This window comes from Solwaraspora sp. WMMB335 (assembly GCF_049179075.1).
Lineage (GTDB): Bacteria > Actinomycetota > Actinomycetes > Mycobacteriales > Micromonosporaceae > Micromonospora_E.
In genome coordinates this window covers 1026636-1047253 of sequence record NZ_JBMHMF010000001.1, presented here as the reverse complement: position 1 = coordinate 1047253, position 20618 = coordinate 1026636, and the positions used below count along the sequence as shown (strand labels likewise).

The 20618-nt window shown below is 67.2% G+C and carries 13 protein-coding genes, 3 rRNA genes and 1 pseudogene; 7 read left to right on the top strand and 10 right to left on the bottom strand.

The window, feature by feature from the left end:
* From ACN27F_RS03950 to ACN27F_RS03930, 5 genes are all read right to left on the bottom strand, one after another.
* Nucleotides 1-906, bottom strand: a complete 906-nt coding sequence (locus ACN27F_RS03950; RefSeq protein WP_421431239.1) for an ABC transporter permease — start codon at nucleotides 904-906, stop codon at nucleotides 1-3.
* On the bottom strand, nucleotides 903-1745 hold the full coding sequence (locus tag ACN27F_RS03945; RefSeq protein ID WP_421431238.1) for an ABC transporter permease: 843 nt from the start codon (nucleotides 1743-1745) through the stop codon (nucleotides 903-905). Before ACN27F_RS03945 ends, ACN27F_RS03950 begins: the two co-directional genes overlap by 4 nt.
* A 76-nt stretch (nucleotides 1746-1821) precedes the next feature.
* Complete coding sequence (locus ACN27F_RS03940; protein ID WP_421431237.1) at nucleotides 1822-2838, bottom strand: ABC transporter substrate-binding protein; 1017 nt, start codon at nucleotides 2836-2838, stop codon at nucleotides 1822-1824.
* A 94-nt stretch (nucleotides 2839-2932) separates the two neighbouring features.
* Entirely contained in the window at nucleotides 2933-4234 is a 1302-nt protein-coding gene (locus ACN27F_RS03935) for a PEP/pyruvate-binding domain-containing protein (protein ID WP_421431236.1), read from the bottom strand.
* Nucleotides 4212-5450 carry a M24 family metallopeptidase gene (locus ACN27F_RS03930; RefSeq protein ID WP_421431235.1) on the bottom strand — a complete coding sequence of 413 codons (1239 nt, stop codon included), beginning with the start codon at nucleotides 5448-5450 and terminating at the stop codon, nucleotides 4212-4214. The genes ACN27F_RS03935 and ACN27F_RS03930 overlap by 23 nt, the downstream gene beginning before the upstream one ends.
* Nucleotides 5451-5702: 252 nt before the next feature.
* On the opposite strand from ACN27F_RS03930, the gene ACN27F_RS03925 reads away from it, so the two are divergent.
* Nucleotides 5703-6503 carry a helix-turn-helix domain-containing protein gene (locus tag ACN27F_RS03925; RefSeq protein WP_421431234.1) on the top strand — a complete coding sequence of 267 codons (801 nt, stop codon included), beginning with the start codon at nucleotides 5703-5705 and terminating at the stop codon, nucleotides 6501-6503.
* A 29-nt stretch (nucleotides 6504-6532) separates the two neighbouring features.
* Here ACN27F_RS03925 and ACN27F_RS03920 read toward each other — a convergent pair whose 3' ends face one another.
* Both ACN27F_RS03920 and ACN27F_RS03915 read right to left on the bottom strand, forming a co-directional pair.
* Complete coding sequence (locus ACN27F_RS03920) at nucleotides 6533-7261, bottom strand: hypothetical protein (RefSeq protein WP_421431233.1); 729 nt, start codon at nucleotides 7259-7261, stop codon at nucleotides 6533-6535.
* Nucleotides 7258-7956, bottom strand: a complete 699-nt coding sequence (locus ACN27F_RS03915) for a hypothetical protein (protein WP_421431232.1) — start codon at nucleotides 7954-7956, stop codon at nucleotides 7258-7260. The genes ACN27F_RS03920 and ACN27F_RS03915 overlap by 4 nt, the downstream gene beginning before the upstream one ends.
* A gap of 17 nt (nucleotides 7957-7973) precedes the next feature.
* Here ACN27F_RS03915 and ACN27F_RS03910 point away from each other — a divergent pair, with 17 nt between their 5' ends.
* Nucleotides 7974-8135 carry a hypothetical protein gene (locus ACN27F_RS03910; protein ID WP_421431231.1) on the top strand — a complete coding sequence of 54 codons (162 nt, stop codon included), beginning with the start codon at nucleotides 7974-7976 and terminating at the stop codon, nucleotides 8133-8135.
* 10 nt (nucleotides 8136-8145) lie between these two features.
* On the opposite strand, the gene ACN27F_RS03905 is transcribed toward ACN27F_RS03910, so the two are convergent.
* The 3 genes from ACN27F_RS03905 to ACN27F_RS03895 form a co-directional block, all read right to left on the bottom strand.
* Complete coding sequence (locus ACN27F_RS03905; protein WP_421431230.1) at nucleotides 8146-9186, bottom strand: App1 family protein; 1041 nt, start codon at nucleotides 9184-9186, stop codon at nucleotides 8146-8148.
* A 170-nt stretch (nucleotides 9187-9356) separates the two neighbouring features.
* Complete coding sequence (locus tag ACN27F_RS03900) at nucleotides 9357-9809, bottom strand: OsmC family protein (protein WP_421431229.1); 453 nt, start codon at nucleotides 9807-9809, stop codon at nucleotides 9357-9359.
* 137 nt (nucleotides 9810-9946) lie between these two features.
* Nucleotides 9947-11572: a flavin monoamine oxidase family protein gene (locus ACN27F_RS03895; RefSeq protein WP_421431228.1), complete on the bottom strand. Its 1626-nt coding sequence runs from the start codon at nucleotides 11570-11572 to the stop codon at nucleotides 9947-9949.
* Nucleotides 11573-11727: 155 nt separating this feature from the next.
* Here ACN27F_RS03895 and tyrS point away from each other — a divergent pair, with 155 nt between their 5' ends.
* The 5 genes and pseudogenes from tyrS to ACN27F_RS03870 form a co-directional block, all read left to right on the top strand.
* Entirely contained in the window at nucleotides 11728-13029 is a 1302-nt protein-coding gene (gene tyrS, locus ACN27F_RS03890) for a tyrosine--tRNA ligase (protein ID WP_421431227.1), read from the top strand.
* Between the two features lie 659 nt (nucleotides 13030-13688).
* Nucleotides 13689-15205 (top strand): 16S ribosomal RNA (locus tag ACN27F_RS03885).
* A gap of 348 nt (nucleotides 15206-15553) precedes the next feature.
* Nucleotides 15554-18656: ribosomal RNA gene (locus ACN27F_RS03880) — 23S ribosomal RNA — on the top strand.
* Between the two features lie 63 nt (nucleotides 18657-18719).
* Nucleotides 18720-18836: ribosomal RNA gene (rrf, locus tag ACN27F_RS03875) — 5S ribosomal RNA — on the top strand.
* The 16S, 23S and 5S rRNA genes sit together here, the layout of an rRNA operon.
* 1079 nt (nucleotides 18837-19915) lie before the next feature.
* Nucleotides 19916-20596 (top strand): annotated as a pseudogene (locus tag ACN27F_RS03870) (tetratricopeptide repeat protein); the annotation flags it as partial.
* Nucleotides 20597-20618: the final 22 nt, after the last annotated feature.

Sequence of the window (20618 nt, the reverse complement as noted above, 5' to 3'; positions counted from 1 at the left end):
TCAGCCTCTCCCTGCTTTCTCTGCGGTGCGGTCGGTCGTCGCGCCGGCACCGGCCGGCTCGGGCGGGGCGGCGCCGATGGCGGGGCGCCACCGGAAGACGTAGTTGGACAGCCGGCCGAACACGACCCGCTCGATGAACACGGCGACCAGGATGAAGAACAGGGCGTAGCCGACGATGCCCTGTGCCCGGTGCGCGTCGTAGAAGAACTTGATCACCCAGCCGGCGCCCTCGGTGGACGCCCACACCTCGGCGAGAACCAGGCCCTTCCAGGCGTTGGCCAAGCCGTAGCGCAGCGCGGCGAAGAAGAACGGCATCAGCGCCGGGAAGATCACGTGCCGGATCGTGCGCAGTCGGCCGACCCCGTACGCGCCGCTCATGTCCAGCAGATCCTTGGGTACGCCACGGACTCCCTCGGCGATGTTGATCACGACGAAGGTGACCGCGGCCAGCACCACGGTGACCACCGGGGCGGTGTCGCCGAAGCCGAACCACATGCCGGCGATCAGCGCCCACACCAGCGACGGCATGGCCAGGCCGACCACGACGAAGTCGTGCAGGAAGTGCTCGGCCCGCTTGAACAACCCCATCAGCAGCCCGATCGGTACGCCGACGAGGAACGCGATGAACAGGCCGACGCCCAGCCGCTGGAAGCTCAGCGCGAAGGACTCGTACACGGTGTGCGGGGCGACCGTGTCCATCCGTAGCTCGTTCCACATGAACACGGCGACCTCGGCGGGCGCCGGCACCAGCGTGGTCGGCAAGAACGGCGCGACCAGCTGCCAGGCGGCGATGAACGCCACCCAGGACAGCACCCGGGCGCTGCGCGGGTGCCGGGCGGCCCGGTTGGCCTGCCGGCGTGGCCCGGCCAGCACCGACAGGCGTCCGGCGGTGGTGGTCGTGGTCATTGGGCCACCTCCGGTCGCCAGCGCAGGACCCGGCGCATCTGGCGTTGCAGCACCACCCGTTCGAGAAACAGCGCGAACGCGAAGAACAACAACACCCAGGCGAGGAACCCGGCCATCGAGAAGAGTTGGAACTGCTGGCGCATCATGAACCCGATGCCGGCGGTACCGACGATGATCTCCGTCAGGGTGGCGATCTTCCAGGCGATGGAGAAGCCGTACCGGGTCGCGGTGAAGAAGTACGGGGCGAGGAACGGCAGGTAGACGTGCCGGATGAGCTGCGTCTGGCTGCGCCCGAAAGACCGGGACATCTCCACCAGGTCGCGGGGGACCGCGCGGACCCCCTCGACGACGTTGACCGTCACGTACGAGATCGAGGTGATCACCACCGCGACGACCGGACCGGTCTGCCCCAGGCCGAAGATCATCGCGGTGACCAGGGCGAAGACCAGACCCGGGGTGGACAGGGTGGCCATCACCCAGTCCCGGAAGAACGAGTCCCACCAGGGGCTGCGACCCATCAGCAGGCCGAGCGCGGTGCCCAGCACACAGGCGATCAGGAAGCCGACCGCGATGGTCTGCAACGTGGCGCCGAAGTGGATGAAGACCTGGCCGGAGGTGACGATCTCGACCATCCGCGTCAGGATCTCCAGCGGCGGCGGGAGGATGAAGTCGGCCACCAGGAACGTCGAGGTGAACTGCCAGAGCCCGAGGAAGAACAGGTATCCGGCGACGCGCCAGGCCCAGCGGCTGTGCCGCTCGGCCCGGCGCATCGCCGCCCGCTTCCGGTCGGGCCCGTCCGGCGGCCCGGTGGGCCGCGCGTCGAGCGTTTCGGTCTGCATGTGATGTCTCCGCGGGAAGGTCGGGCGAGATCAGGGCTGGCGGGGCCGATCAGGTGCGGTCGGCGGGGTGAGGGGATCAGCTCGGCTGTAGCGCTTCGAAGCGCGGCACCGGGGCGTCGGACTCCATGAACCCGGTGGACTTCATCTGGTCGTAGATGCCGGTCTCCACGTCGATCCACCCCTGGTCGAGGTAGACGGACTCGGCGAACCAGTCGTGCGCGGCCAGATACTCCTGCATCGCCTCGATGTCCTCCTCCGCCTCGACGGAGAAGTGCTGCGGGAAACTGCGGATGATCTCGGCCTGGTTCTCCCGCCAGAGGTCGATGCCCCGTTCCCACAGCGCCAGGAAGGCCCGTGCCTGGTCCTCGTGGCTGTCGTACCACTGTTCGGTGGCGGTGAACAGATTGCCCATCACGCCCTGGTGCTGGCAGCTGCAGATCCCGCCGTAGATCTCGTACGGCAGCTGGTTGCCGTACATCACCCTGAGCCGGTCCTGGCGCAGCAGGCTGATCGCCGCTTCCGGGATGACCAGCGCCGCTTCCACCTCGCCGCGGTCGACGTGCTCGGCCATCACGAAGTGGTCCTCGACGATCAGGTCGAAGTCGCCGCCGCCGACCCGGAAGTCAAGGTCGTGCAGCTCGCGGGCGAACATGCCCCAGACCAGGGTGGAGGCCACCGAGCTGGGCACCGCTATCCGGGAGCCCTTCGGGATGTCGGCCAGTGTCTGGTACGGCGCGTCCGCCCGGGTGATCGGGGTGATCCGCAGCAGGTTGTACTTGCCGAAGGTGACCGTCTTGATCCCGGTCTGCTGCTCCAGCAGCGGCAGTTCGTAGGTGGCGGTGGAGACGATGTCGCCGTGCCCGCCGGCGAAGAACGCGAACTCGTCCCAGGTGGATGAGGTCTCGATACGTAGCCCTTCGGACTGCTCCCACTCGGTCATGGCGCCGGTCTGCAGCAGGTAGTCCCAGACCGGGTCGGGAGCGAAGGCGAACCGGATCGGATCGCTGTCGCCACCACCGCTGTCCCCGTCGCCCAGGAAGCAGGCGCTGAGGCTGGGCGTGGCGGCCAGCAGGCCGGTGCCGAAAACGGTCATGCGCAGAAGATCTCGTCGGCTCAACGGGCGGGGCCGCTGCGGCCGCCGCGGAATTGGTGTGGACATCGTCGACTCCGATCTGTTCCCCAGGTCGCTATCGCCGTGTCGGCTCCAGCGCTGAGGTGAAGGTGCGAACTGCGGAAGGTAGGTCGTGCTGGGACGGCCGTCCGGCCGGTGCGGGCAGGACGACCAGCTCGCTCCGGGCACCGTCGATGGCGGCGAGCCAGTCGACGGTGTTGATCCGGTCGAGCCCGCCGGTGATCCGTTCCACCGGGGTGTGCAGAAGAGTCGGTACGCCGAGGGCGCGGGCGACCTCGACCAGGTGGCAGTCGACCGGTCCGGCGATGCTGACCAGGCCGCGCGCGCCGAACAGCAACGGTGCGAGCGCGGGCACCGGCCGGTCGCAGACCAGGATGCCGCCGGTGGTGGTGTGCTGGTACGGCTGGTGCGGTTGCACGTAGCGCAGCGGACCGACGGCGTCGCCGGCGACCGACACGGTGCCGGTCACCCGTCGCCCGGCACCGGGCAGTGCGGGCAGTCCGGTGCCGGGCCGTCCGCTCGCAGGCGGCCCGGGGGCCGTCGCGCCGCGCTCTTGCCGGCCGACCTGCAGCAGGTGCAACCGGCCTGCGGCCAACGCCCATTCGAGGAGGTCGCCGCCGGTGTGGCGGTGGGTACGTCGGGCGAGCTCGACCAGCTCGGCGATGGCGTCGTCGCCGAGCACGGGCCGGGTCTCGGCCACGGGTTCCGGCCTGCCGGTCCGCGCGTCGACCCGGTACGTCTGGCCGGTCACCCAGCCGGACAGCAGCGCCCCGGGATGCCCGGCGACCGCGGTGACCTGGGCCCGGTCCCCGTCGAGGCGGATCAGCCCACCCGTCTCGGGGGCGATCTCGGGCTGCAGCAGCACCGCCAGGGCCAGTTCAGCGGGGTCGTACCCGCTGTGCCGGGCCCGTTCGAGCGGGTCGGGGGCGAACGCCGCCGCCCAGCAACTGCGGACCGCGGTCGCGACGTCGGCGGCGCGTACCTCGCAGATCGAGGAGAACGCGCCGGACCAGCGGTGGTCGGCCTCCAACGGGCTCGACGAGCGCGCGATGACCCGCCCACCCAGCCGGTCGACGGCGGCGGCCATGGCCGCGCGTAGCGGTGCCGGGACACCTACCGCGCCGGCCGCCGGCCGTGCCCCGCCGACGCCCCGCTCGGCCAGCGCGTGCCGGGCGGCGGCGACCGCCGGGCCGGCTGCCGCGACCGGCAGCACCACCCCGGGCAGCACCGGCAACCCGGCCCGGCGGGCCCTGGCCAGGGCCGCGGCCTTGGCGCCGGCGACGGCCGGGTCGGCGGCCCGGGGGTCGTCCAGCGCGATCGGCAGGACCGCCCGCTCAGCCGACGACGATGATCTCATCGGACTTGTACGTCGACAGCAGTTCGTGCCCGGACTCGGTGACCAGGAGCATCTCCTCCAGGCGCACGCCGAACTCGTGGTTGCGGCCGTGCTGGGTCTCGAGCGCGAAGACCATGCCGGGTTGGATGACCTCCGGGTGGTCCAGCGACCAGATGCGGGAGATGACCGGCCGGTCGTACTGGGCCAGGCCGAGCCCGTGGCCCCACAGGTTCGCGGCGGCCTGGTCCTCCTCCTCGTAGCCCCAGGCCTCCTTGGCCGACGGCCACTTGGCGGCGATCTCCGCCGTGGTGGCGCCGGGTTTGACCGCGTCGATGGCGTCCCACAGCCAGCGGTGCGCCGTGTCGTAGTAGTGCTTCATCTCGTCGGTGGGTTTGCCGCCGACGCAGTACGTGCGGTAGACGCACGACTTGAATCCGTTCCAGGTCAGCGCGGCGAGGTCGATGATGACCAGTTCGCCGGGGCGGATGATCCGGTCGGAGAAGTTGCGCCAGTTGGGCCAGGCGTTGGGCCCGGAGGAGACGATGACGTCCTCGACGTCCTCCATGCCGGGAATGCTGTACAGATACTCGAAGCCGAACGCGGCCACCTCGTTCTCGGTCAGCCCGGGCTTGAGGAACTGGGTGAACTCGTAGTGCAGGCTGTCGCAGATCGCCCCGACGATGCGGGAGGCCTTCTGCTCGTCCGGGCTCTTGATCGCCCGGGCCTCCATCATCGGCGACATGCCGTCGGTCCAGGTGACGCCGGCCCGTTCGAAGGCCCGCATCATGTTGATGTCGATGAAATCGACGCCGAGCGGCAGGTCCCGCACGCCGGCCTCGTCGAGGTCGCCGATCAGGGCGTCGACGAACTTGGTGACCTGCTGCTCGGCGGCGGGCCCGACGGCGCCCTTGATCCAGGCGTACGAGTGCCGCACGTTCTGCGGCGGAATCCAGGGGTTGTGGGCCTTGAGATGGATGCCGATGTCACCCTGCTCGTAGACGATCGGTTCGCGACCTTCGCAGAGCACGACGTAGCGCAGTCCCGGCTTGAGCCGGTTCCAGCCCGGCGTGTAGGTGGACGAGACGTAGCGCATGTTCTCGTCGTACATGAGCAGCAGGGCGCCGAGTCCGTGGCGGCGCATCGCCTCGCGGGCCCGGTTCAACCGCCATGAGCGCACCGAGGACCAGTTGATGCCCTCCTTCCAGTCGCTGCTGAGGCCAGCAAAGGCTTCTCTCATCGGACGGTCTCCCCTCGGAGGCGACACGGGCGCCGGGTGACCAACAACACATCGTTTAGTGTCACTGTCGGCTTTGCCGGCTGGTTGGTGAGAGACAGTAGCAGCGCTTAATGACTTTGTTAACCCCTTGTTTCGGCCGTTTTCCCAGGTCCCTGACCGAGTGTGGCGCCGGTGGCGGGAGGAGTTAGACTCCTCCTCGGAGCCACCGTCACTCACGGTTGGCGACGGATATGTAGTGATGGTGAAGGGGACATGGTCGATATCAGTGCTACTCAAGACACGGCCGACGCGGACCCCGCCCTCGCTGCTCACTCCGGCCGGCTGCGGACCCGGGACGCGCGCGTGGATCCCGCCGACGGCATCGGCCGGCGGTTGGCCGCCTACCGGGCCCAACGCGGCGTCCGCGTGTCCGACCTGGCCCGTTCGGCCGGCGTGTCGGCAAGCCTGGTCAGCCAGATCGAGCGCGGGCAGTCCCGGCCGTCGGTCTCCACACTGTTCGCCTTCGCCGAGGCGCTGGACCTGCCGGTCGACGCCTTCTTCCGGGAGATGACCCCGGGTGTGGAGCCGGTGTCGAACGGTGCGGTGGGACGGTCGGTGGCACATCAGGCCGCGGCCGAACCGGCGTCATCGTCGGTCAGCGTGCCGACGGACCTGCACGAGGCACGTTATGTGGTGCGACGTGCCGATCGCGCGACGATCGAGATCGAAAGCGACGTCCGGTGGGAGCGACTGACCCCGGGACCACTGAACAACGTGGAGTTCCTGGAACTCGTCTACGGGCCCGGCGCCGAGTCGAGTTCGGCGCTGTACCGCCACACCGGCGAGGAGATGATCCTCATCCTCGCCGGTGAGCTCGACATCTACATCGGATTCGAGTGTTACCACCTGCGGACCGGCGACAGCATGCACTTTCCGTCGATGTTGCCGCACCGTTACGTCAACCCGACCGATCAGACCACCCGGGCGGTCACCACGATCCTGCACGACGGCGACTGGTACGGCGCCCGCGGCGCCGGACACGGCCCCGGCGCGGAGCACGGCTCCGCCCGCTGAGCGCCGCGGGACCGAGGGCTGACCCGGTACTACCCCGGGTCGCCAGCCGGTCCGGAACCAGGGCCGCCACGCTCGTCGCCGTCGCCGTCGCCGTCGCCGGCCGAGCGCCGGACGCGCATCGCCACGAAGGTAGCCACGAACACGATCACGCCGGCCAGGCAGACCGCGACCACCTGACCGCTGCCGGTCCAGCCGAACCACTGCCGCACCAGCACCCGGGACCGCGAGGACGGGTCCACCAGAGTGATCGCGACGAACACGGCGACCAGGGTGCCCGCGCCGAGCGCGAACGCACCCGACCACGGTCCGCCCGGACCGAACCGGGCGTGCAGCACCATCGCGGCCCGGACGATCCGGCGGGCGCGGACCAGCCGCAGCGTGCCGATCGTGAGTAGCAGCCGGAGCACCTGTAGCGGGCCTACCACCAGCACCGTCACCGGGACCACGACCATCGTGAACGCCACCAGACCACGGTTGCGTCGCAGCCAGGCCAGCTTGTCGGCGGACAGCGCGAGCAGCACCAGCGTCTCGGCCACCAGCACCGCGCCGCTCGCCCAGTGCAGCACCTCACCGACCGCCGCGAGCAGCCCACCGGCAAGGGTCAGGAACACCGCCGGCACCGAGGCCAACGCGGCGACCACGACCGGTACGGCGAGCCGCTGTTCCCAGCGGGCCGAACGGTCGCCGCCGACAGGATCGCGGCGTTGCGGCGCGGTCCGCCCGCCATCGAACTCCCCGGCGTCCCCGGTGCCGGTCATCCCTGCTGGTCGGCGACCCGCCCCTGGTCCGCCGTCGCGGCCGGGACATCGACGGCAAGCTCGGCGCCCAACCGGGCCCCGGCTCGCAGTGCCAGAGCGTCACCGCTCCAGAACCGCCCCGGGTCGTACCAGTTGGTCCGCCGCCCGGCCGGCAACAGTCCCATCGCCTCGTAGGTCAGCGCGACCACTTCGGCGCAGTACACGCTCTCCAGTTCCTGGTGGTCGCGTTCCACCGGCCGGCGGGCGGCACGGCGGCCGAAGCGCGTCGGTACCCGACCGCGCAACCACCGCCAACCCAGCTGGGCGGTCGACGGGAAGGGCGTCCCGTCGAGCCGGGCGATCGTACGCAGCACCGCGTCTTCCATCGCGGTGTCCGCTGGCGGCTCCAGTTGCCGCAGCCAGGCGCGCTGGCCGTATCGGCGGGCCCACACCGTCACCGCGTCACGCAGGTCGTGCAACTGGACGCCACGGTGGTGGTTGCCCGACCACATGTCCGGCAGCGACCGGCCCAGTTCGGCATGCCACATCAACGGCGGGAGATCCTCGATCACCACCGCCATACCGACGTGGTTGACCGGGCTGTTGGTGGTCAACTGGATCGCCCGGTCCGGCACCGTCCGGCCGCGGAACAACCACAAATCGCCGGTACGGGACAACTCCACCGCAGCGTCGAGGGTCAGCGAGCCGCCGGTCACCCGACTACCCTAGGCCGATGCGTTGGTGGAAGGTAGTGGGCCTGGCCGCGTTCGTCGGAGTCGCCGCGACCGGCGTCGTGGTCGTGCGGGCGGAACGACGTCGGCGCGCGTACACGCCCGAACAGATCCGCGATCGGCTGCGTGAGCGTGTCGCCGAGACGGAGGAGCCGGCCGGCTGACCGACGCCGGTCACAGCAACTCGGCCTCGCGCAACAGATGCGCCAGGCCGGCTCCGTCCGGCGCGGACAACCACCGCCGCCCCCCGGGCCCGGCGGTACGGGAGGTCTCGCCGGCCGGCGCCGGCAGGTTACCGGCCAGCACCGCCTGGGTGGGAGAGAGCCGGCGGATCGCCACCGCCGCGACACTGTCCGGATGCTGCGCCGCGAACTCCGCGTAGATCTCATGGTCGTGCTGGCCGTCGTCGCCCACCAGCAGCCACCGTATTTGCGGGAACTCCTCAGCGAGCCGGGCCAGGCTCGCACGTTTGTGCTCCCGGCCGTTGCGGAACCACCGTTCCGGGGTCGGCCCCCAGTCGGTGAGCAGCAGCGGCCCCGCCGGATAGAGGTGCCGGGACAGGAACCTGCGCAACGTCGGCGCCACGTTCCACGCGCCCGTCGACAGGTACAGCACGGGTGCGCCGGGGTGGGCCGTCACCAGCCGCTCGTACAGCACAGCCATCCCGGCGACCGACGCGCGGGCATGCTCGTCGAGGACGAAGGTGTTCCACGCGGCCAGCATCGGTCGCGGCAGTGCCGTCACCATGACGGTGTCGTCGATGTCGGAGATGATGCCGAACCGTACCCGCGGGTCGACGATCCGAACCGGGGCGTCCACCGGCTCGGATTCGCCGCTGTGCAGCCGGACCGATGTCCAGCCCGGCTCCAGATCGGTCGGCACCACCTCGTCGACGAACCCGCTGCGGTCGGCCTGCACCTCGTGCCGCTTCCCGCCGGCCTCGATCACCACGGGGGCGTGCTTGACCGGCAACGTGGCGAAGCTGCGCCAACCACGGACCTTCTTGGTCCGCCGGGGCCGGGGCTCCGGGCGCCCCAGCAGCACCCGGGCCATCACCCGTACCCAACCCGGTGCACCGTAACCGGTGTACGGAATGAGGGTCAGGTCCCAGCCACGGCGGCGCAGTCGCCGTTCCAGCAGGGCGTGGATGGCATCCTCCAGCCGTGCGGCCCGGTGCGCGCCGCGGGCAGCCGGGCTCACGGGTGTCGTCGCCACGGTGCCACCCTGCCACAGACTGACTTCGCCGGCACGACTCGGTGATCACGGTGCGGTGATCACCGTGACGTGGTCGTGCCGAGGCGGTCACCGACGCCGCGTACCGTGGCCGGTGCGGCCGGTCACACCGGCCGGCACCGGGTCCGGTCGCTGCGGATCGAGGGGTCCGGTCACTGCGGATCGAGAGTGATCTCGACCGGCGGCGCGTCGATCAGGGTGTTGTGCACCGTGCAGTGGGCGGCGACGGCCCGCAGCGCGGCGCGCCGGCCCGGCGGCAGGTCAGCTGGAACGCCCACCTGGATCCGGACCGCTGCCACCCGGGCCGGACGATCCGCGGCCATGGCGTACCGCGCCGACACGCTCAGTCCTTCCCGCGACAACCCGTGTCTGACCAGGTAGCGGCCGGCGTAGAACGCCACACACGAGGCCAGCGACGCGACGAACAGCTCGACGGGTGTCGGAGCGCTGTCCGTGCCGCCTCCGCTGACCGGCTGGTCGACCAGCACCCGGTGGCCCCGTACCTCGACCGCGTAGCTCTCGCCGTCGACGTGCCGGACCGTCAGCGCGGACCCGCTGCTCCCTTCCCGGGGTGGGGTTGCGGTGGCGGTCACCGTCGTGTTCATGGTCGTTGCTCCTCCCGCCGGATGTCGACCGGTCCGCTACCGCCGGGCCGGTGCCGGCACCACCAGTCGACCGCACCCGTCGCCGTCGCGGCAGGGCCACCCGGCCCGGCCTGCCCGGGCCGGCCGACCCCGGTCGGTCAATCGGTGACGGTCGTCGCGGGCTCGCTCAGCATCCGGGAGTGCAAGCCGGTGACCGCGGCGCGGGCCGACAGGAACGCTCCGTGCTGCCAGGCGACCGTGCGGCTGAGCCAGTCACCGGCGAAGTAGACCCGACCCGCCGGCCGTAGCAGCAGCTCGTAGGCCGCGGTGCCGTACGGGGCGGAGACCCAGGCACCCTCGATGTGGCGGGTGCGGTGCCAGGCGATCGAAAAGGAAGCGTCGGCCTCGGCCCGGTACCGCTCTCCGTGGATCTTGACACCTTGGGCGAGCGCGCGCTCGTACCGCTCGGCCGGGGTGAGCGCGCCGTAGGCGCGGGCCGCCGCGCCGGTGTTGTAGTAGCCCACGACGATTCCCCGCTGCGTGTGGAAACCGTGCGAGGGATACCAGATGTGCGCGAGATCGAGGTCGGTCTCGGTGATCCCGCCGTAGATCCGCAGGTCCTGCTCCCACCACCGGCTGCGGTACTCGATGCCGATCTTCCCGGCCGCCGAGGCGGGGAAGGCGCTCAGCGCCGACTGGACGTCGGCACCGAGGTTGTGCGGCACCCGGGCCATCAGGTGCGGCGGCAGCGTCGCGACGCAGAAGTCGGCCCGCAGTTGCCGTACCCGCCCCGCGCGGCGGTAGGCGACCGTCACCCCGGAGCCGTCGGTGCTGACCTGCTCCACTTCGGCACCGGTACGTACGTTGCCCGGCCCGACCGCCCGGACGAGGGCGGACACGATCCGGTCCATCCCGCCGACCGGCTGGAACATCAGCATCGCCTGGTCGTAACCGAGTTCGAAGCTGAAGTACCGGCCGACATTGCTGGCGAAGACCTCCGACAGCGGCGCAGGCGCGCCCAACGGCACGCCGACGTCGTTCCCCGCGCCGGGGTCGCTGGTGTAGCCGCGGCGGCTGGTCCCGGTGTACGCCCAGCCCGCGCTGCGCCCGCCGATGGCGCCGAAGCTCTGCAGGAACGCCAGCAGCCGGTCCTTGTCGGTGGCCGTGAGCTCGCCGTCGAGCGCGCCCTGATCGGTCGCCTTGGCCAACAACTCGGCGACGTAGCCGTACATGTCCGCCTTTGCCGTGCGGTAACGCACCGGGGCACCCGGTGGCATGCCCGCGGTCTCGTTGTAGATCAGCGCGTTGGCGTTGGCGTTGGTGAAAACCTCGACCGGCACACCGAGTTCCCGGCAGTAGTCCATGGTCACCATCCATTGGGCGATGCGGGCCGGGCCGGCGTTGAAGTAGCCGTCGGGTGAGTAGTCCGCCTGCTGGGTCCGCCCGTCCAGATCGGTCTCGGTGGTGCCTCGGCGTACCGTGAGGTTCCGGCCGCCAGCGAGGTCGCGGGCTTCCAGCACGGTGCAGCGATGGCCGGCCTTGCCCAACTCGTACGCGGCGGTCAACCCGGCGATCCCACCGCCGAGGATCATCACCCGGCCGGGTGTGCGGCCGGTGACCCGCAGATCGCCGCCGCGGGGCGGTTCGTACGCGGGGATCGCCGCCGTGGCGGTCGGTGCCAGGCCCAGCGCACCCATGGTGGCGAACAGCGCTCCGGCGCCGCCGCTGATACCGACCGACTGCAGGAACCGGCGTCGGCTGACATCGGGGGTGGTGTCCGTCACGGGAGCCTCCGATCGATGGAATAGGTGGAGGCCGATCATGTGTGCGAGCTGTTGCCGGCGGCGACCGACGGTATTAACGACATATTTCGATGCCTTGCGAAGTTGGCCCGAGCCACCCGCCCAGGTGGGAAACCGGATGCCTGGCATCGGTGACGATGGGAGACAATCGCGCCGTGACCGACGAACGACACCCTGCCGACACCGCGACGGTGCTGGACGAGCTGCAGTGGCGCGGCCTGGTCCAGGACGCGACGGACCTCGCCGAGCTGAACCGACAGCTGAGCGTGCCGACCACGTTCTACGTGGGCTTCGACCCGACCGCGCCGAGCCTGCACGTGGGGCACCTGGTCCAGGTGCTGACCGCGCGGCGGCTACAGCAGGCCGGTCATCGACCGTTGCTCCTGGTGGGAGGTGCCACCGGCCAGATCGGCGATCCGAAGGAGGGCGGTGAACGTACCCTCAACCCACCGGAGGTGGTTTCCGGATGGGTCGCCCGGATCCGGTCGCAGCTGGCGCCGTTCGTCTCGTTCACCGGGGGCAACGCCGCGGTCGCTGTGAACAACCTCGACTGGACCAGCCCGATGTCGGTGATCGACTTCTTGCGTGACGTCGGCAAGCATTTCCCGGTCAACCGAATGCTCGCCCGCGACGTTGTCCGCGCCAGGCTGGACAGCGGGATCAGCTTCACCGAGTTCAGCTACCAGCTGCTGCAGGCGAACGACTTCTTCGAGCTGCACCGCCGGCACGATTGCCGGCTTCAGTTCGGCGGATCCGATCAGTGGGGCAACATCACCGCCGGAGTGGACTACGTCCGTCGCCGGGGTGCCGGCCCGGCGCACGCTTTCACCACTCCGTTGGTGACGCGGGCAGACGGGACGAAGTTCGGCAAGACCGAAGGTGGTGCGATCTGGCTGGACGCGGCGTTGACCAGTCCGTACGCCTTCTACCAGTTCTGGATCAACGTCGACGACCGCGACGTCGCAGGGTACCTGCGCTACTTCAGTTTCCGTAGCCGGCACGAGATCACCGAGCTGCTGGAGCAGAGCGCTGCCCGGCCGGCCGCCCGGATCGCCCAGCGGGCACTCGCCGACGAACTCACCACTCTGGTGCACGGGGAGCTAGAGACAGCGCAGGCGGTGGCCGCCAGCCGGGCGCTGTTCGGTAGGGGCTCACTCGACGAACTGGCACCGGAAACGTTGCGCGCCGCGCTGCAGGAGGCAGGTCTGGTCACCGTCCGTGGCCAGCTTCCGCCGGTGGCCGCGCTACTCAAGGAGACTGGCCTGGTGAACAGCCTCAACGAGGCCCGTCGGGCCATCGCGGAGGGTGGGGCCTACGTCAACAACCAGCGGGTGCCGGGCGCAGAGGCCGAGGTCCCGACATCCGCGCTGCTGCACGGCAGGTTCCTGGTGTTGCGCCGTGGGAAGCGCACCTTTGCAGGCGTCGAGCTGCTTGAATAGTCGACTGACGATGATGTGACGTGCGCCGCGTCCGCTCGATTTGACGGCCCGTCATCCGGCCGCGTAACTTTCTCTCTGCCCGCAGGGAACGGACGAAAACACCAAAGGCGGTTAAAAGCCAAGGTGTACGGCCGGACTGCGGGAACGACCACCAGGTCCGGGCGAGACTACGCCGAACGGAGCTGAACGGGCGGGGTCGCACAGGTCACAACCGCGACAGCGGAGCGGATTTGGCGCGACGGAACCGACCGGCTAAGGTTGACGACCGGCGGGGCACCGGGCGAGCAGACGGAGACGTCGCGGCCGGCCTGCACAATCTGGTACGGAGCAGAGGCGATGCCTCGCGCACCGGAACAGACGGTCAAAACGGCACTGAGCACCACGATCCGGGAAAATTCGGGTTGACGGGGCGAAAGAGTCGGAGTAAGGTAGCAAGAGCGCCCGACGGCTGTCGGGTGTGGTGGTTGGCCCTGGTGGGGTTGCCTGCTTGGTGTGGGTGGTTCTGCTGGTGTGTGTTTGTTTTTTGAGAACTCAACAGGGTGCTTGATAAGCCAGTGCCAAAGTTTGTTTGGTTTCCGGCTGGTTGACTGTCTGTTTGGATGGTTTTCTGGTTGGTTTTCTTGGCATTTTTATGCTGGGTTTGATTTCTTCACAGGTTTTTGTTGGAGAGTTTGATCCTGGCTCAGGACGAACGCTGGCGGCGTGCTTAACACATGCAAGTCGAGCGGAAAGGCCCTTCGGGGTACTCGAGCGGCGAACGGGTGAGTAACACGTGAGCAACCTGCCCCAGGCTTTGGGATAACCCCGGGAAACCGGGGCTAATACCGGATATTACATGTTGCCGCATGGTGGTGTGTGGAAAGTTTTTCGGCTTGGGATGGGCTCGCGGCCTATCAGCTTGTTGGTGGGGTGATGGCCTACCAAGGCGACGACGGGTAGCCGGCCTGAGAGGGCGACCGGCCACACTGGGACTGAGACACGGCCCAGACTCCTACGGGAGGCAGCAGTGGGGAATATTGCACAATGGGCGGAAGCCTGATGCAGCGACGCCGCGTGAGGGATGACGGCCTTCGGGTTGTAAACCTCTTTCAGCAGGGACGAAGCGTAAGTGACGGTACCTGCAGAAGAAGCGCCGGCCAACTACGTGCCAGCAGCCGCGGTAAGACGTAGGGCGCGAGCGTTGTCCGGATTTATTGGGCGTAAAGAGCTCGTAGGCGGCTTGTCGCGTCGACTGTGAAAACCCACAGCTCAACTGTGGGCTTGCAGTCGATACGGGCAGGCTAGAGTTCGGTAGGGGAGACTGGAATTCCTGGTGTAGCGGTGAAATGCGCAGATATCAGGAGGAACACCGGTGGCGAAGGCGGGTCTCTGGGCCGATACTGACGCTGAGGAGCGAAAGCGTGGGGAGCGAACAGGATTAGATACCCTGGTAGTCCACGCTGTAAACGTTGGGCGCTAGGTGTGGGGGGCCTCTCCGGTTCTCTGTGCCGCAGCTAACGCATTAAGCGCCCCGCCTGGGGAGTACGGCCGCAAGGCTAAAACTCAAAGGAATTGACGGGGGCCCGCACAAGCGGCGGAGCATGCGGATTAATTCGATGCAACGCGAAGAACCTTACCTGGGTTTGACATGGCCGCAAAACCTGCAGAGATGTGGGGTCCTTCGGGGGCGGTCACAGGTGGTGCATGGCTGTCGTCAGCTCGTGTCGTGAGATGTTGGGTTAAGTCCCGCAACGAGCGCAACCCTCGTTCGATGTTGCCAGCGCGTTATGGCGGGGACTCATCGAAGACTGCCGGGGTCAACTCGGAGGAAGGTGGGGATGACGTCAAGTCATCATGCCCCTTATGTCCAGGGCTTCACGCATGCTACAATGGCCGGTACAGTGGGCTGCGATACCGTGAGGTGGAGCGAATCCCAAAAAGCCGGTCTCAGTTCGGATCGGGGTCTGCAACTCGACCCCGTGAAGTCGGAGTCGCTAGTAATCGCAGATCAGCAACGCTGCGGTGAATACGTTCCCGGGCCTTGTACACACCGCCCGTCACGTCACGAAAGTCGGCAACACCCGAAGCCGGTGGCCCAACCCCTTGTGGGAGGGAGCTGTCGAAGGTGGGGCTGGCGATTGGGACGAAGTCGTAACAAGGTAGCCGTACCGGAAGGTGCGGCTGGATCACCTCCTTTCTAAGGAGCGCTCTCCCGGCGAAGGTCGGGTAGGGAGCCTGCCGCCTCCGGATGTGGGGTGGGGGTGCTCGTGTGGCGGAGACACTGGTGAGTTCGTGCCGGCAACGGCTGGTGCTGCTAGTACTGCTCCTCGTGTGGGGGGTGTGGAGGGTGGTGTCGGTGCGGCTGGTGTGGGTGGTGGGCATCCTGTTGGGTCCTGAGGGAACAAGCCGTGTGGGTTGTTGTCTCTGGTGCCAGGCGTGGCCTGGTCTCGCATACCGGCCATCGTGTGGTGGTGTTGGGTGTGGGGCTTGGGGTTGCGGGTTGGTCGTTTGTTGAGAATTACACAGTGGACGCGAGCATCTTTGTGGTCAAGTTGTCAAGGGCGGACGGTGGATGCCTTGGCACTAGGAGCCGATGAAGGACGTGGGAGGCCGCGATAGGCCTGGGGGAGCTGTCAACCGAGCTGTGATCCCAGGGTGTCCGAATGGGGTAACCTGGCATCAGTCATGTGGTGTCACCTGCACCTGAACTCATAGGGTGTGTGGAGGGAACGCGGGGAAGTGAAACATCTCAGTACCCGCAGGAAGAGAAAACAATTGTGATTCCGTGAGTAGTGGCGAGCGAAAGCGGATGAGGCTAAACCGGTTGCGTGTGATACCTGTCAGGGGTTGCGTGGTCGGGGTTGTGGGACTCTGCTGATCAGACTGACATCTGGTCGGGAAGTGAGAAAGCCAGTTGCTAGCTGAATGGTGTGGAAAAGCCAACCGTAGGCGGTGATAGTCCGGTAGGCGAAAGTGGCTGGTCTTCTGTGGATGTTCCCGAGTAGCGGCGGACTCCTGAAATCTGCCGTGAATCTGCCAGGACCACCTGGTAAGCCTAAATACTTCCTAGTGACCGATAGCGGACGAGTACCGTGAGGGAATGGTGAAAAGTACCCCGGGAGGGGAGTGAAATAGTACCTGAAACCGTTCGCCTACAATCCGTCGGAGCCTTGAGGGGTGACGGCGTGCCTTTTGAAGAATGAGCCTGCGAGTTAGTGGCATGTGGCGAGGTTAACCCGTGTGGGGTAGCCGTAGCGAAAGCGAGTCTGAAGAGGGCGTTGAGTCGCATGTTCTAGACCCGAAGCGGAGTGATCTAGCCATGGGCAGGCTGAAGCGCGGGTAAGACCGCGTGGAGGGCCGAACCCACCAACGTTGAAAAGTTGGGGGATGACCTGTGGTTAGGGGTGAAAGGCCAATCAAACTCCGTGATAGCTGGTTCTCCCCGAAATGCATTTAGGTGCAGCGTTGCGTGTTTCTTGCCGGAGGTAGAGCACTGGATGGTCTAGGGGGCCTACAAGCTTACCGAAATCAGCTAAACTCCGAATGCCGGTAAGTGAGAGCGCGGCAGTGAGACTGCGGGGGATAAGCTTCGTAGTCGAGAGGGAAACAGCCCAGATCGCCAGCTAAGGCCCCTAAGCGTGTGCTAAGTGGAAAAGGATGTGGGGTCGCTTAGACAACCAGGAGGTTGGCTTAGAAGCAGCCACCCTTTAAAGAGTGCGTAATAGCTCACTGGTCAAGTGGTTCCGCGCCGACAATGTAGCGGGGCTCAAGCACACCGCCGAAGCTGTGGCATTCACGCGTGTACTTCGCTGCTTTCTTTGGGAAGTGGTGCAGGTGTGTGGATGGGTAGGGGAGCGTCGTGCCGGGGGTGAAGCAGCGGGGTGACCTAGTTGTGGACGCGGCACGAGTGAGAATGCAGGCATGAGTAGCGAAAGAAGGGTGAGAAACCCTTCCGCCGGATGACCAAGGGTTCCAGGGCCAGGTTAATCCGCCCTGGGTGAGTCGGGGCCTAAGGCGAGGCCGAGAGGCGTAGTCGATGGATAACGGGTTGATATTCCCGTACCCGCGAAGGAACGCCCATGATGAACTTCGTTGTGCTAACCATCCGATCTGTTTGATGCCTTCGGGTTGATGGCGGGGAGCGTGGGAACCTGGCGGGTAGTAGTCAAGCGATGGGGTGACGCAGGAAGGTAGCTGGGCCCGGCCGGTGGTTGTGCCGGGGTAAGCGTGTAGGCTGTGCCATAGGTAAATCCGTGGTGCGTGGGCTGAGACGTGATGCCGAGCCGATTCAGGTGAAGTCAGTGATCCTATGCTGCCGAGAAAAGCCTCTAGCGAGTTCTGAGCGGCCCGTACCCTAAACCGACACAGGTGGTCAGGTAGAGAATACCGAGGCGATCGGGTGAACTGTGGTTAAGGAACTCGGCAAATTGCCCCCGTAACTTTGGGAGAAGGGGGGCCGGAGACGTGAAGCCCCTTTGCGGGTGGAGCGTTGTATGGCCGCAGAGACCAGGGGAAAGCGACTGTTTACTAAAAACACAGGTCCATGCGAAGAAGTAATTCGATGTATATGGACTGACGCCTGCCCGGTGCTGGAACGTTAAGGGGACCGGTTAGCTCTTTGGGGCGAAGCTGAGAACTTAAGCGCCAGTAAACGGCGGTGGTAACTATAACCATCCTAAGGTAGCGAAATTCCTTGTCGGGTAAGTTCCGACCTGCACGAATGGCGTAACGACTTTCCTACTGTCTCAACCACAGGCCCGGCGAAATTGCAGTACGAGTAAAGATGCTCGTTACGCGCGGCAGGACGGAAAGACCCCGGGACCTTTACTATAGCTTGACATTGGTACTCGAAGTAGCTTGTGTAGGATAGGTGGGAGACTGTGAAGCTGGTACGCCAGTATCGGTGGAGTCGTTGTTGAAATACCACTCTGGTTGGTTTGGGTATCTAACTTCGGACCGTGATCCGGTTCAGGGACAGTGTCTGGTGGGTAGTTTAACTGGGGCGGTTGCCTCCTAAAGGGTAACGGAGGCGCCCAAAGGTTCCCTCATCCTGGTTGGCAATCAGGTGTTGAGTGTAAGTGCACAAGGGAGCTTGACTGTGAGACTGACAGGTCGAGCAGGGACGAAAGTCGGGACTAGTGATCCGGCACTTGCGTGTGGAAGCGGTGTCGCTCAACGGATAAAAGGTACCCCGGGGATAACAGGCTGATCTTCCCCAAGAGTCCATATCGACGGGATGGTTTGGCACCTCGATGTCGGCTCGTCGCATCCTGGGGCTGTAGCAGGTCCCAAGGGTTGGGCTGTTCGCCCATTAAAGCGGTACGCGAGCTGGGTTTAGAACGTCGTGAGACAGTTCGGTCCCTATCCGCCGCGCGCGTAGGATACTTGAGAAGGGCTGTCCCTAGTACGAGAGGACCGGGACGGACGAACCTCTGGTGTGCCAGTTGTCCCGCCAGGGGCACGGCTGGTTGGCTACGTTCGGAAGGGATAACCGCTGAAAGCATCTAAGCGGGAAGCTCGCTTCGAGATGAGGTATCCCACCCTTTGTGGGGTAAGGCTCCCAGTAGATGATTGGGTTGATAGGCCGGAGATGTAAGCCAGGTGACTGGTTGAGTTGACCGGTACTAATAGGCCGAGGACTTGACTTCGAGGGTGTTCGCGTTCACTGTGTGATTCTGGGCAAACGACTGTGTGTTGTTTGTGTTGAGGGTTACGGCGGTTTTGGCGGAGGGGAAACGCCCGGTTACATTCCGAACCCGGTAGCTAAGCTCTCCAGCGCCGATGGTACTGCACTCGTGAGGGTGTGGGAGAGTAGGTCACCGCCGGACATCATTAACAGTTGAGGGTCGCTCCCCTAGGGGAGCGACCCTCAACTGTATGTGCGCCCGCTGCGTGACGGCCGGGTGGCATCAGGGAGGATAGCGTCGTGAACCCTACTGGGCAGGACGGCGACCGGTACCGCCGTGACCAAGGTGACAGCCGTCGAACCGACAGCCGCGGTGGCGCGCCGCGCCGCCGTGACGGCGGGAGTGGGCGATCCGCCGACCGTGACCAACAACGGCGGAACACCGACCGTGACTCCTGGACCGATCGGAGTGGCCGCGACCGCGGCGACCGGGTTGGTGGCGGCGGTTCCGGTCGCACGCGTTCCGACGACGAGTCGCGTGGCAGGCGGTTCCCGACCGACCGGAGTGGATCCGGCGACCGTCGATGGTCCGACCGCTCCACCAGCCAGGGTGACGCCGCACGGCGTCCGGAGCGGTCGCGCCGGGCGGACGACCTGCCACGGGCAGGCACCTTCCGGGGTACCCGGGCCGAGAACCCGCGCACCACTGAGCGGTCCGGGGACTGGCGACCGCGATCCAACCGCGCCGGCGACGGTTCAGCCGGACGTCGAGACGGTCCAGCCGGACGTCGATCGGACGACTGGCGTACCGGCCGCGGCGACGGCCGGGCGGAGTCGAGCGGCAGCGGCGGCTACCGTCGCCGTCCCGACCGGGGTGAAGAAGGACCAGGTGACGCCCGTAGCGACGGCTCCCGTAGCGGTGGCTACCGAGGCCAGCGGGCCGCACGGGAGACCGAACCGGGCCGGTCCGGCCGGGCGGAGTGGCGCGGAGAAGGGCCCAGACAGGGACAGGACCGGCGTGGTGGGGAGCGTGCTGGCCGCGATCGGGACGCGCGACCACGTGGCGAACGCCGCGGTACCGACCGTGGCACCGAGCGGAATCCGGGTGCGTATCGCCGCGGCCCGTCCGACGCGACGCCACCGGCCGGTGACCGCCGGGCGCGTACCCCCCGGGACGGGCGTGAGCAGGACAGGCGTCCCGACGAGCCGGCGACGGTCGCCGCTCCGCCGTTGGCCGACGACATCGCCGCCAGCGACCTGCACGGCGAGATCCGTGCGGAACTGCTCGGGCTGGCCCGCCCGATCGCGGAAACGGTCGCCCGGCATCTGGTCGCCGCCGGACGCCTGATCGACGAAGAGCCGGAGTCGGCACTTGGCCACGCGCTTGCCGCGCGCCGCCTCGCCTCCCGGATCGCCGCGGTACGCGAGGCGGTGGGCCTGGCCGCCTATCACGCTGGTGAGTGGCAGACCGCGATCGCCGAACTGCGGACGTACCACCGGATGACCGGCCGGCAGACCCACCTCGCGGTCCTGGCCGATTGCGAACGGGCGCTCGGTCGGCCGGAGCGGGCGATCGACATCTTCCGGGGCGCCGACCGAGCTGCCGCCGATCCGGCCGCCGCGATCGAGTTGCTGATGGTCGCGGCCGGCGCCCGGCGCGATCTTCGCCAGCCGGATGCCGCCGTGGCCATGCTGCAGGTGCGGGAGCTGTCCGCCGCTTCCGGCGAGCCGTGGGCCGGGCGGCTGCGATACGCGTACGCCGACGCGTTGCTGGACGCGGGACGGCACGAGGAGGCACGGGAATGGTTCGCCCGGGCGGCGGAGGCCGATGAGGAAGGATCCACCGACGCGGCGGAGCGCCTGCTGGAACTCGACGGTGTGGTCCTCGCCGACGACGCTGAGGACGACGACATCGAGGACGACGACGCTGAAAATGACGACGCCGGGGACGACGAACCCGGCGGCGGTGTGGCTGTCGGCGGAG

Coding starts and splice junctions, on each gene's coding strand:
- ACN27F_RS03950 (WP_421431239.1), bottom strand. CDS start 906: ATGACCACGACCACCACCGCCGGACGCCTGTCGGTGCTGGCCGGGCCA.
- ACN27F_RS03945 (WP_421431238.1), bottom strand. CDS start 1,745: ATGCAGACCGAAACGCTCGACGCGCGGCCCACCGGGCCGCCGGACGGG.
- ACN27F_RS03940 (WP_421431237.1), bottom strand. CDS start 2,838: ATGACCGTTTTCGGCACCGGCCTGCTGGCCGCCACGCCCAGCCTCAGC.
- ACN27F_RS03935 (WP_421431236.1), bottom strand. CDS start 4,234: ATGAGATCATCGTCGTCGGCTGAGCGGGCGGTCCTGCCGATCGCGCTG.
- ACN27F_RS03930 (WP_421431235.1), bottom strand. CDS start 5,450: ATGAGAGAAGCCTTTGCTGGCCTCAGCAGCGACTGGAAGGAGGGCATC.
- ACN27F_RS03925 (WP_421431234.1), top strand. CDS start 5,703: ATGGTCGATATCAGTGCTACTCAAGACACGGCCGACGCGGACCCCGCC.
- ACN27F_RS03920 (WP_421431233.1), bottom strand. CDS start 7,261: ATGACCGGCACCGGGGACGCCGGGGAGTTCGATGGCGGGCGGACCGCG.
- ACN27F_RS03910 (WP_421431231.1), top strand. CDS start 7,974: ATGCGTTGGTGGAAGGTAGTGGGCCTGGCCGCGTTCGTCGGAGTCGCC.
- ACN27F_RS03900 (WP_421431229.1), bottom strand. CDS start 9,809: ATGAACACGACGGTGACCGCCACCGCAACCCCACCCCGGGAAGGGAGC.
- tyrS (WP_421431227.1), top strand. CDS start 11,728: ATGGGAGACAATCGCGCCGTGACCGACGAACGACACCCTGCCGACACC.